Origin of the sequence: Streptomyces sp. NPDC088733 (genome assembly GCF_044751185.1) — a bacterium.
Taxonomy (GTDB): domain Bacteria; phylum Actinomycetota; class Actinomycetes; order Streptomycetales; family Streptomycetaceae; genus Actinacidiphila.
In genome coordinates this window covers 92,682-104,851 of the sequence record NZ_JBIVLH010000001.1, presented here as the reverse complement: position 1 = coordinate 104,851, position 12,170 = coordinate 92,682, and the positions used below count along the sequence as shown (strand labels likewise).

Annotated in this window: 8 protein-coding genes; 4 read left to right on the top strand and 4 right to left on the bottom strand. The window is 72.5% G+C overall.

Features of this window, described 5'->3' with window-relative positions; genetic code table 11:
* Positions 1-162: 162 nt before the first annotated feature.
* From ACIP64_RS00420 to glgX, 4 genes are all read right to left on the bottom strand, one after another.
* A complete protein-coding gene (locus ACIP64_RS00420) occupies positions 163-2,058 on the bottom strand; it encodes an ABC transporter ATP-binding protein (protein ID WP_401580224.1) in 1,896 nt (631 codons plus the stop codon).
* Positions 2,059-2,113: 55 nt separating this feature from the next.
* Complete coding sequence (locus tag ACIP64_RS00415; RefSeq protein ID WP_401580222.1) at positions 2,114-3,928, bottom strand: ABC transporter ATP-binding protein; 1,815 nt, start codon at positions 3,926-3,928, stop codon at positions 2,114-2,116.
* 34 nt (positions 3,929-3,962) lie between these two features.
* Complete coding sequence (locus ACIP64_RS00410; protein ID WP_401581095.1) at positions 3,963-5,162, bottom strand: MFS transporter; 1,200 nt, start codon at positions 5,160-5,162, stop codon at positions 3,963-3,965.
* Between the two features lie 203 nt (positions 5,163-5,365).
* Positions 5,366-7,642 carry a glycogen debranching protein GlgX gene (glgX, locus tag ACIP64_RS00405; protein WP_401580220.1) on the bottom strand — a complete coding sequence of 759 codons (2,277 nt, stop codon included), beginning with the start codon at positions 7,640-7,642 and terminating at the stop codon, positions 5,366-5,368.
* 228 nt (positions 7,643-7,870) lie between these two features.
* Between glgX and ACIP64_RS00400 the strand changes: the two genes are divergently transcribed.
* The 4 genes from ACIP64_RS00400 (at position 7,871) to ACIP64_RS00385 (ending at position 12,013) form a co-directional block, all read left to right on the top strand.
* A complete protein-coding gene (locus ACIP64_RS00400; protein WP_401580219.1) occupies positions 7,871-9,037 on the top strand; it encodes an Ig-like domain-containing protein in 1,167 nt (388 codons plus the stop codon).
* A 201-nt stretch (positions 9,038-9,238) separates the two neighbouring features.
* Complete coding sequence (locus ACIP64_RS00395; protein ID WP_401581092.1) at positions 9,239-10,426, top strand: Ig-like domain-containing protein; 1,188 nt, start codon at positions 9,239-9,241, stop codon at positions 10,424-10,426.
* Between the two features lie 67 nt (positions 10,427-10,493).
* On the top strand, positions 10,494-11,261 hold the full coding sequence (locus tag ACIP64_RS00390; RefSeq protein ID WP_401580217.1) for an enoyl-CoA hydratase/isomerase family protein: 768 nt from the start codon (positions 10,494-10,496) through the stop codon (positions 11,259-11,261).
* Between the two features lie 254 nt (positions 11,262-11,515).
* A complete protein-coding gene (locus tag ACIP64_RS00385) occupies positions 11,516-12,013 on the top strand; it encodes an ATP-binding protein (protein WP_401580216.1) in 498 nt (165 codons plus the stop codon).
* The last annotated feature ends 157 nt before the right edge of the window (positions 12,014-12,170 follow it).

Below are 12,170 nucleotides of genomic sequence, written 5' to 3'. Positions count from 1 at the left end.
TCCGCATAACGGACAACGTGTCCCGCAGGGCGTGACGGCGTGACCGGGCCCGGTCCGGGGATGGCGCACAATGCCGCACAAAACGGGCATGCCCGGTGCGCGGCCGCCCGAGGACGGTCCCGTGACGCGTCCCCCCGGCGCGGGGCCGGGGGGAGAGCGGTGTCAGACGAGGCTGTCGCGCCAGGCCTGGTGGAGATCGGCGAAGCGGCCCGCCCCGGAGACCAGGTCGGCGGGGGTGCCGTCCTCCACGATCCGGCCCTGGTCCATGACCAGGACGCGGTCGGCGATCTCGACCGTCGACAGACGGTGGGCGATGATCACTGCCGTACGGCCGCGGAGCACCTCGCTCATCGCGCGCTGCACCGCGCGCTCGCCGGGCACGTCCAGCGAGGAGGTGGCCTCGTCGAGGATCAGCACGGCGGGGTCGGCGAGCAGCGCCCGCGCGAAGGCGACCAACTGCCGCTGCCCGGCGGAGATCCGGCCGCCGCGCTTGCGCACGTCGGTGTCGTAGCCGTCCGGGAGGGCGGCGATGAACTCGTGGGCGCCGATGGCGCGGGCGGCGTTCTCGACCTCCTCGCGGGTCGCCTCCGGGCGGCCGATCGCGATGTTCTCGGCGACCGTGCCGGAGAAGAGGAACGCCTCCTGGGTGACCATGACCACGCCGCGGCGCAGGTCAGGCAGCGTCAGGTCGCGCAGGTCCACCCCGTCGAGGGTGACGCGGCCCGAGGTCGGGTCGTAGAAGCGGGCCAGCAGCTTGGCGAGCGTCGACTTGCCGGCGCCGGTCGCCCCCACCACCGCCACCGTCTGCCCCGCGGGCAGCCGCAGGTCGAACCGGGGCAGCACCTCACCGCCGGTGCGGTACGCGAAGCGGACGTCGTCGAAGACGACCTCGCGGCCCGGGATCTCCGCCACCGTGGGCGGCAGCGGCCGCGGTGCCTCCGGCTCGGGCACCGAGGGCCGCTGGGCGAGCAGGCCCGCGATCTTCTCCAGCGAGGCGGCGGCCGACTGGTAGGAGTTGAGGAACATGCCGAGCGGGTCGATCGGCGCGTACAGCCGGCGCAGGTAGAGCACGAACGCCGCGAGCACGCCGAGCTCCAGCGAGCCGGAGGCCACGCGGTAGGCGCCCCACAGGACCACCAGCGCCACCGAGGTGTTGGCGATCAGCCAGGAGGAGACGGTGAAGCGGCCCATCTCCAGGATCGCGTCGCCGTTGGCCTTGCGGTGCGTGGCGTTCAGCTCGCCGAACGCCTCGTCGTTGGCGTGCTCCCGGCGGAACGCCTGCACGGGCCGGATGCCGTTCATCGTCTCGGTGAAGCGCACGATGACCGCGGCGGTCGCGGCCGAGCGCCGTGTGTACACCCGGGCCGAACGGCGGCGGAACGCGCGGATGGTGAACACCAGCGGCACGCCGCTCGCCAGCGTGAACAGGCCCAGCGGCCAGTCCAGCCACAGCAGCACCGCGGAGATGTACAGCACCGACAGCCCGACGTTGAGCAGCTCCTGGAGGCCCTCGGTCAGCAGCTCGCGGATCGACTCCACGTCGGAGGTCGCGCGGGCGATGATCCGGCCGGAGGTGTAGCGCTCGTGGAAGTCCAGGCCCAGCGCCTGGGCGTGCCGGAAGATCCGGCTGCGCAGCTCCACCAGGACGTCCTGGCAGATCACCCCGGCCTTCCGGATGAAGGCGCGCTGGAGCAGCCCGCCCACGACGGCGCAGCCGATGTAGGCCGCGGCCACCGCGATCAGCGGCCCGTGATCGTGCCGGCGCAGGGCCGGGATCGCCTGGTCGATGGCCAGCGCGACGATCAGCGGGCCCGCCTGCACCGCGGCCTGCTGCACGAGCAGCAGCACGGCCGCGAACCAGACCCGCCCGCGGTGCGGGCCGACGAGATCGCGCAGCAACTGCCGCGACGCCCCGGGGGGCGTCGGCAGGGTGTCCCGGTCGAAGGGGTCGTCGCCGGCGGCCGGTGTGCGGTCCTCGGCGGGCTCACCGGGGCGGGCGGGCGCGCCGGGTTCCCCGGGTTCGCCGGTGGAGGGCTGTGACTCCGTGACCGAGGTCATCGTGCGCTGCTCCCTTGGGATCGGATCGTGCCGCGGCCGGTGCGGGACGGGGTCATCAGGCCGCGCCTCCCCCGGAGGGGACGGTGGCGGGCTCGTCCTGGCCGGACATCAGACGGCGGTACTCCGGGGACGCGGCGAGCAGTTCGTGGTGCGTGCCGATCTCGGTGATCCGGCCGCCGGCCATCAGGGCGACGCGGTCGGCGAGCATCACCGTGGAGGGACGGTGGGCCACGACCAGGGCGGTGGTCGTGGCGAGCACCTGGCGCAGGGCGCCCTCGACGAGGGCCTCGGTGTGCACGTCCAGCGCGGACAGCGGGTCGTCGAGGACGAGGAAGCGCGGCCGCCCGACCACCGCGCGGGCCAGGGCCAGGCGCTGCCGCTGGCCGCCGGACAGGCTCAGGCCCTGCTCGCCGACCTGGGTCTCCACACCGTGCGGCAGCTTGTGGACGAAGTCGCACTGGGCGATCCCCAACGCCCGCAGCAGATCGGCCTCGTCCGCGTCGGGCGCGCCCATCAGGACGTTCTCCCGGACGCTGGCGGAGAAGAGCGTGGGCTCCTCGAAGGCCGTCGCGACGAGGTGGCGCAGCGCCGAGCGGCTCAGCCCGGCGGTGTCGGCGCCGTCCAGGGTGATGCGGCCCCCGGTCGGCTCGTACAGCCGGGGGATCAGCGAGGTGAGCGTGGTCTTGCCGCTGCCCGTGGAGCCGACCAGGGCGACCGTCTCGCCGCTGCGGATGTGCAGGTCGATGCCGGTGAGCAGGTCCGGGGTGCCGTCGGGGGCGTCGGGGTAGCGGAAGCGGACGCCGGAGAAGCGGATGCCGTCGCCGCCGCCGGCCGTCACCTCCGGCCCGGTGCCGCTGCCGGTCTCCGGGGGCAGCTCGGAGTCCAGCACCTCGAAGACGCGGTCGGCGGCGGTGGCCGCCTCGTTGCTGAACGACAGCAGCCAGCCCAGCGACTCCACCGGCCAGCGCAGCGCCAGCGCGGTGGAGAGGAAGGCCACCAGCGTGCCTGCGGACAGCTTGCCGTCGGCCACCTGGGTGGCGCCCAGCACCAGCGCCGCGCCGAGCGCCACGTCCGGCAGGGCCGTGATGACCATCCACAGGTCCGCCAGCAGCCGGGCCTTGCGCAGTTCTGTACCGCGCAGCTCGCGCGACTGGCGGCGGAAGGACTCGGCCTGGCTGCGGTGCCGTCCGAAGGCCTTGATGATGCGGATGCCGAGCACGGACTCCTCGACCAGCGTGGTCAGGTCGCCGACCTGGTCCTGGGCGAGCCGGGAGGCCTGCTGGTAGCGCGCCTCGAAGTACGCGCAGAGGAACACCAGCGGCACGACCGGCCCGAGCAGGATCAGCCCGAGCGACCAGTGCTGGAAGAACAGGATGGCGAAGCCCGCCAGGATCGTCGCGCCGTTGACCGCGAGGAAGACCATGGGGAAGGTCAGGAACATCCGCAGGATCTGCAGGTCGTTGGTGGCGCGCGACAGCAGCTGCCCCGAGCCCCAGCGGTCGTGGAACGCCACCGGAAGCCGCTGGAGCCGGCGGTACAGGTCCGCCCGCATGGTCGCCTCGAGGCCCGCCATCGGCCGGGCCACCAGCCAGCGCCGCACGCCGAAGAGCCCCGCCTCCATCAGCCCGAGCAGCAGCACGACGCCGCCGCCGAGCCAGACACCGGAGGGGTCGCCGTCGGCGACCGGGCCGTCCACGATCCACTTCAGGACGAGTGGGATGAGCAGCGCGAGGCAGGACGCGACGACGGCCACGCCCGCGGAACCGAACAGCCGGTGGCTGACCGGCTTCACGTACGGCCACAGGCGCAGCAGTGAGCGGACTGCGGATCGAGGACGGTCGGGCGCGGGTTGGATGGTCGACTCAGGCATCGTTTCAGAGACTACGTGCCACCACTGACAACGCTCATCCGGATTTTCGGCCGAGGTCCCGCACGGCGGGCACCGACAGCAGCGCCACGCAGACCCCCACCGTCACCACGCCACCGGCCAGCAGCACCGGACGGGCCCCGAAGAATCCGGCCGCGGGGCCCGCCAGGGCCTGGCCGACGGGCAGCATGGCGACCGACCCCGCGACCTCGTACGCGTGGATCCGGTTGAGGATCTCGCCGGGCACCTGGGTCTGCACGCTGGTGGCCCACATCACACCCCAGAAGGCCCACGACATGCCCGCCGCGAAGACCGCCGCGGCGATCAGCGGCACCGGCAGCGCCAGTCCGACCGACGCGGGGTACAGCGCGGAGCCGAACAGGGCGATCGAGCCGCCGCGCAGGGGCCGCGCCGGCCGCACCCTGATCGCGAGCAGGCCGCCGACCGCGGTGCCCGCTCCCAGCGCCGAGCTGACCAGGCCGTAGGCCTCGGGACCGTGCGCGGGCAGGATCTGGGCGGCGGCCAGCGGGGTGACCGGACCCATGACCATGATCATGAAGACCATCCAGACGACGATCACCGACCACATCCAGGTGCGGGCCCGGAACTCCCGCCACCCCTCGGCGAGATCGGCCCGGAAGGTACTGCGTGCCCGTTTGTCCTCCGTCTCGTGCGCCATCCGCCGGGGGAGCCGGAGCAGGATCAGGCAGACGGCGCTCACGGCGTACGTGCCCGCGTGCGCCGCGAAGACCGCCCCGGCCGAGGCGAACGCCACCAGCAGACCGGCGACCGCCGGACCGGCGAGCGCCATCAGGGACTCCGCGGTGCGGATCACGCCGTTGGCGCCTTGCACGTCCCGGGCCACCTGGGGCACGGTGCTGGCCACGCCTGGCTGGAACATGGCCGCCGCCGTGCCGTTGACCGCGCCGATGACGCACACCTGCCAGAGCACCACATGCCCGGTGAAGAACAGCGCCGAGGCCAGCGACTGGGTCCCCACCCGCACCAGGTCCGCGCCGATCATGAGCGTGCGGGCGCTGAAGCGGTCGGCGATCACACCGCCGAGGATCACCAGGCCCGCGAAGCAGGCGGTGAACGAGGCCATGGCGAAGCCGATGTCGCCGGCGCCGTAGCCGTGTTGGAGCAGCCCGGCCGAGAGCGCGACCGGGAGCATCGAGTCGCCGAGCATCGCGATGCTCCGCGCGGTGAAGTAGAGCCGGAACGGCCGGGACCACAGGCCGCCGCCGTCGGGGGCGACGGCGCGCGTGCGGGCGCCGGTTCGCGGCGGGGAGGGCGGCGGGGGCGGCGGGGGCGGCGGGGGCGGTGGGGCAGCGGTCACGGACGACCAGTGTGGACTGGACCAATTGGCCGAGTCCACCCCCTTCCCGGGGACGGCCGGGCTCCGTTTCCGCGCCGTCCCCCGCTGCGTGCCGGACCTGCTCAGACGACCCGCAGCAGCAGCACCGTCCGCCCCGGCACCGTCAGGACGTCACCGGCCTGGTACGCGGTGCCGGGCGCCTCCGCCTGGTCCTCGCGCGAGGTGTCCAGCAGCAGTTCGTACGCCGCCGCCCACGGCGCGCCCGGCAGGGTGAAGCGCACCGGGCGGTGCGAGGCGTGCAGCACGGCCAGGAAGCTGTCGTCCCGCACCGGCTGCCCCCGCTGGTCGCGGTGCGGGATGTCCGCCCCGGACAGGTACATCCCGAGCGTCGAGGTCGCCTGGTGCCAGTCCCCCTCGGTCATCTCCCGTCCCCGCGGGGTGAACCAGGCCAGGTCCCGCAGCCCGTTGTCGGACTGCGGGCGGCCGGAGAAGAAGGCCCTGCGGCGCAGCACCGGGTGACGCCTGCGCAGCCGCACCAGACGGGTGGTCAGGTCGTGCAGTGCGGCCCAGGCCGGGTCATCCAGCAGCGACCAGTCCATCCAGCCGATCTCGTTGTCCTGGCAGTAGGCGTTGTTGTTGCCGCCCTGGGTGCGCCCCGCCTCGTCGCCGGCGGTGAGCATCGGCACGCCCGTGGACAGCAGCAAGGTGGCGAGCATGTTGCGCAGCTGCCGCCGGCGCAGCGCCGTTACCTGCGGGTCGTCGGTCTCGCCCTCGTGTCCGCAGTTCCAGGAGCGGTTGTCGTTGGTGCCGTCGCGGTTGTCCTCGCCGTTGGCCTCGTTGTGCTTGCTCTCGTAGCTCACCAGGTCGCGCAGGGTGAAGCCGTCGTGCGCGGTGATGAAGTTGACCGAGGCGTACGGGCGGCGGCCGCCCCAGGCGTACAGGTCGCTGGAGCCCGACAACCGGTAGCCGAGGTCGCGGACGTCGTGGTGGGTGCCGCGCCAGAAGTCGCGCACCGTGTCGCGGTAGCGGTCGTTCCACTCCGTCCACAACGGCGGGAAGGCGCCCACCTGGTAGCCGCCGGAGCCGACGTCCCACGGCTCGGCGATCAGTTTGACCCGGCGCAGCACCGGGTCCTGGGCGATGACGGCGAGGAAGGGCGAGAGCATGTCGACGTCGTGCATGGAGCGGGCCAGCGCCGCCGCCAGGTCGAAGCGGAAGCCGTCGACGCCCATCTCGGTGACCCAGTAGCGCAGCGAGTCCGTGATCAGCCGCAGCACCTGCGGCTGCACGACGTGCAGGGTGTTGCCGCAGCCGGTGTAGTCGGCGTAGCGACGGGCGTCGCCCTGGAGCCGGTAGTAGCCGCGGTTGTCGATGCCCCGCAGCGACAGGGTCGGGCCCAGCTCGCTGCCCTCGGCGGTGTGGTTGTAGACGACGTCGAGGATCACCTCGATGCCCGCGTCGTGCAGCGCGCGCACCATCGCCTTGAACTCGCCGACCTGCTGCCCGCGGCTGCCGGTGGCGGCGTAGCCGGCGTGCGGGGCGAAGTAGCCGACGGAGTTGTAGCCCCAGTAGTTGCGCAGGCCCCGGCGCAGCAGATGGTCCTCGTGCGCGAACTGGTGCACCGGCAGCAGTTCGACCGCCGTCACGCCGAGGCCCGCCAGGTACTCCACCGCCGCGGGGTGCGCCAGCCCCGCGTAGGTGCCGCGCAGCTCGGGCGGGATGCCGGGGTGGCGCATGGTGAAGCCGCGCACGTGCAGCTCGTAGATGACGGAGTCGGCCCAGGGCGTCTTCGGCCGCCGGTCGTCCTCCCAGGAGTCGTCGTCGTCCACCACGACGCCCTTGGGGACGTGCGGGGCCGAGTCGCGGTTGTCGCGCACGGTGTCGGCGACCGCGCGCTCGGGCCAGTCGCGGACGTGCCCGTACACCTCCGGGGGCAGCGTGAAGTCGCCGTCCACGGCGCGCGCGTACGGGTCGAGCAGCAGCTTGGCCGGGTTCCAGCGGGCGCCGGTCCACGGGTCCCAGCGGCCGCCCACGCGGTAGCCGTAGCGCCGGCCCGGCAGGACGCCGGGGACGAAGCCGTGCCAGATCTCATGGGTCAGCTCGGTCAGCGGGACCCTGGTCTCGGCGCCGTCGTCGTCGAACAGGCACAGCTCGACGGACTCGGCGCCGCCCGCCCACAGCGCGAAATTGGTGCCCTGCCGTCCGTCCGGGCCGAGGTGGAAGCGGGCCCCCAGCGGCTGCGGGCTGCCCGGCCAGACCTCCGTCGCCGGCTCCGGCTCGGCGGCAGCCGGATCGGAGTGCGGGCGCGGGAGGGGCACGGACAGGGGAGCGATCGGGGGGCCGACCGGGCGCAGCATGCCGGCCCGCTCGGCCGTATCGTCCTGGCGCGTCTCTGACACGTGCTCGCCTCCTGCGGCTCGGGGGACGGCCGGTCCTGGCCGCGCCGGCCAGGACCGTCGCGGCACGGTGTCCCTCCCGTGCGCGCGCTGCGCCCTCCCGCTTTACTTTCCCGTTCCCCGTACGACGTCACACGCCTGATCGATCGGCGGCGCCGGCGCGTTTCCCCGCGCCCGCCCGCTCGTTGACCCTGCGTGACGACTGCGGTGCGGCGCGCTGTGCGCGCGGGGGTGGGATTGACCGCCGCCATATGGCTGGGTTCGGTGCTGACGGCATGCGGTCTGGGGTTCGCGCCCGCGGAGGGCGGCACCGCGGACCACGCGCCGAAGGTGTCCCGGGCCCAGATCCGGATCACGCCCGGTGACGGGGCCCGCGAGGTGCGCCCCGACGATCCGTTCACCGTGGAGGCGGAACGCGGCCGGCTCACCTCCGTGCGGGTCGCCGACGGCGAGGGGACGGCGATCGACGGCGCGCTGAGCGCCGACCGCACCCGCTGGCAGCCGCGCGACCGCCTGGCGCTGTCGGCGAAGTACACCGTGGACGCGGTCGCGGTGGACGGCGACGGCCGGCGCGCCGCCAAGCACGCGGTGTTCACCACCCTCGTGCCCCGGAACACCCTGGTCGGCTACTTCACGCCCGAGGACGGCCAGACGGTGGGCACCGGGATGATCGTGTCCCTGGACTTCAACCGCCCCGTGGCCGATCGCGCGGCCGTCGAGCGCGCGATCTCCGTGACCTCCGTGCCGGCCGTCGACGTCGAGCCGCACTGGTTCGGCGACCAGCGCCTGGACTTCCGGCCCCGCTACCGCTGGCAGCCGGGCACCGAGGTCACCCTCGCGCTGCGGCTGCGCGACGTGGAGGCGGCGCACGAGGTGTACGGGGTGCAGCACAAGGACGTGCGCTTCACCGTCGGCCGCGACCAGACCAGCGTCGTCGACGCGGCCACCCACACCATGACGGTGCGCCGGGCCGGCCAGGTCTTCCGCGTCCTGCCCGTCTCGGCCGGCGCGCCCGACAACCCGACGTACAACGGCGCCATGGTCGTCTCCGAGAAGCTGCGGCTGACCCGGATGAACGGCGACACCGTGGGCTTCGGCGGCGAGTACGACATCCCCGACGTCCCGCACGCCCTGCGCCTGACCCGCTCCGGCACCTTCGTGCACGGCAGTTACTGGGCGCCGCCCGGCACCTTCGGCTCCGCGAACACCAGCCACGGCTGCGTCGGCCTGTACGACGTGAAGGGCGGCGGGGACGCCACCCCGGCGGGCTGGTTCTTCGACCACACCCTGGTCGGGGACACGGTCACGGTGGTCAACTCCCACGACCGGACCGTCGCCCCGGACAACGGTCTGGGCGGCTGGAACCTGTCCTGGCAGCAGTGGCTCGCCGGCGGCTGAACACCCGCTCTGGCAGGGCCCGGTGATCGGGACGGAACGGTGACATTACCGGGACCTGCCGGACCGCTTTCCTGTGGTTGGCTGGCACAAGAGTGAGGGGGACTCACACGGGCACGGCCGGGCATGGGGAGAAGAGAGTTGAAGGCGATACAGGGAGCGCCGGGCGCCAAGCGCAGCACCGTGGCTCTGGCGGTGGGGGCGATGCTGCTGCTCGTGACCGCCTGCGGGGGCAGCGCGAGCGGAGACAGCAAGGACGGCGGCGACAAGGCCGCCAAGCCGGGGGCGTCGGCGTCGGCGGGCGGCGGCACCGGTGACACCACCGAGTCGCAGGCGGTCGTGACGATCGCGCCGGAGGACGGCGCGGACGACGTGGCCACCACGGGCACGCTGAAGGTCACCGCCGGCAAGGGCAAGTTGACCTCGGTCGTGGTGAAGACGGCCAAGGGGGAGCCGGTCGACGGGGAGATATCCGCCGACGGCACGGGCTGGGAGCCCTCGCAGACACTGGGCGCCTCGACCAAGTACACGGTGGACGCGATAGCCAAGGACAGCGCGGGCCGCGAGTCCGCCAAGCACGCGAGCTTCACCACGGTCACCCCGAAGGACACCTTCATCGGCTTCTTCACCCCCGAGGACGGTCAGACGATCGGCACGGGCATGGAGGTCTCCCTCAACTTCAACCGCGCCATCAAGGACAAGAAGGCCGTCGAGAAGGCCATCCAGGTCACCGCGAGCCCGTCCGTCCCCGTTGCCGGCCACTGGTACGGCAACCAGCGCATCGACTTCCGCCCGGAGAAGTACTGGGCGAAGGGCACCAAGATCACGCTCTCCCTGCGGCTGAACGGCGTCGAGGGCGCGGACGGTGTCTACGGCACCCAGGCCAAGGACGTCCACTACACGGTGGGCCGCAGCCAGGTCAGCATCGTGGACGCCGCGAAGCACACCATGAAGGTCTACCGCGACGGCAAGCTGCTGAGGACCGTCCCGATCACCTCCGGCGGCCCCGGCACGACCACCTACAACGGCAAGATGGTCATCACCGAGCGCTACCCGGTCACCCGCATGAACGGGGACACGGTGGGCTACGGCGGCGAGTACGACATCAAGGACGTGCCGCACGCGCAGCGCCTGACCACCTCGGGCACGTTCGTCCACGGCAACTACTGGGCCAGCCCGTCCACCTTCGGCAACGCCAACGTCAGCCACGGCTGCGTCGGTCTGCAGGACGTGCGCGGCGGCAGCAGCAGCAGCCCGTCCGGCTGGTTCTACAACAACTCGATCATCGGTGACGTGGTCGAGGTGAAGAACTCCAAGGACAAGACGGTGCAGTGGTGGAACGGGCTCAACGGCTGGAACATGCCGTGGAGCGAGTGGACCGCCGCGTCCTGACGCCGGGCGCCGTGCCCGTGAGGCACGTCGCAGCGTAAACGGGCGTTCACGGATACCCTCGTCGGCCATGACAGTCAATCTCGAGGTCGACGAGGGTGTCGGCACCATTCGCCTGGACCGCCCCCCGATGAACGCGCTGGACGTCGCGACGCAGGACCGGCTCCGCGAGGTCGCCGAGGAGGCGGCCCGGCGCGACGACGTCCGCGCCGTGGTGGTCTGGGGCGGCGAGAAGGTGTTCGCGGCGGGCGCGGACATCAAGGAAATGCAGGCCATGGACTACGAGGCCATGGCCGTGCGGGCCCGCGCGCTGCAGGACTCCTTTACGGCGGTCGCCCGGATCCCCAAGCCGGTGGTCGCCGCCGTGACGGGGTACGCGCTCGGCGGCGGCTGCGAACTCGCCCTGTGCGCCGACATCCGGATCGCCGGGGAGAACGCCAAGCTCGGCCAGCCGGAGATCCTGCTCGGCCTGATCCCGGGCGCCGGCGGCACCCAGCGGCTGTCCCGGCTGGTCGGGCCGTCCAAGGCCAAGGACCTCATCTTCACCGGCCGCATGGTGGCGGCGGACGAGGCGCTGACGATCGGTCTGGTGGACAAGGTCGTCCCCGCCGAGCAGGTGTACGCCGAGGCGCGCGCCTGGGCGGAGCGCCTCGCGCGCGGCCCGGCGCTGGCGCTGCGCGCCGCGAAGGAGGCGGTGGACGCCGGTCTGGAGACCGATCTGGAGACCGGCCTGACGATCGAACGCAACCTTTTCGCGGGCCTGTTCGCCACCGAGGACCGGACGACGGGCATGCGCAGCTTCGTCGAGGAGGGTCCCGGCAAGGCGAAGTTCCGCTAGGGCCCACCCGGTTGAGTGACCGTCGGAACCGGCCCGGTCGCCTTAAGGCAACCTTAAGCAGACCTTAAGGCGACCTGGGCCGGACGGGTGGACGGGCGGCCGTCGGGGCGCGGTTCCCGCAGGTGAAAGGTGTTGCGCGAGATCCATTTTTGCCCTTGACATATGTCAAAACGGCTACACGGAACATCCCATTCCGCCCTGTCAATTCCCCCGATCCGCCCCGAACCGCCGCCCGGGGCGGTCATCATGAGGGCATGGCGGGGCAGCAGGGAGCATCGGAACAGCCGCAGCGGGTGACGATCCCGGCTGCGGGGCGGCCGCCCGCGGCGGCCGACGAACTGGCGGCGACATCCCTCGATCTGGTGGGGAACCCGTCCGTGGACGAGGTGCGGCTCACCTCGCGCCCGGAGTCCGCGGCAACCGCCCGCCGGCTGGCGCTCTCGGTGCTGCGGCTGTGGGGCCTGCCGCAGTTCGACGACGTCGTCGAGTTACTCGTCTCGGAGCTCGTCGGCAACGCCGTGCGGCACACCGGGGCCCGTACCTTCGGTCTGCGCATGCTGCGCCGCCGCGGCTGGATCCGGGTGGAGGTGCGCGACCCGTCCCGGGCGCTGCCCTGCCTGATGCCGGTGCGGGAGATGGATATCAGCGGCCGCGGCCTGTTCCTGGTGGACAAGCTCGCCGACCGCTGGGGCGTGGATCTGCTCCCGCGCGGAAAGACCACTTGGTTCGAAATGCGCGTCATGGAACGTTGAACACAAAGTGAACTTCGCGCCTGCGTTTGCAAGGTCAGTGGCCCACCTCACGCCCACATCGTGAGGTTCGGGGTGGGGAAGGTCGTATAGTTGTGCGTAACGACCCCATTGACCCGGCTCGGTCGTTCCAGGACGTCTTGGATCACACCCCCTGGTT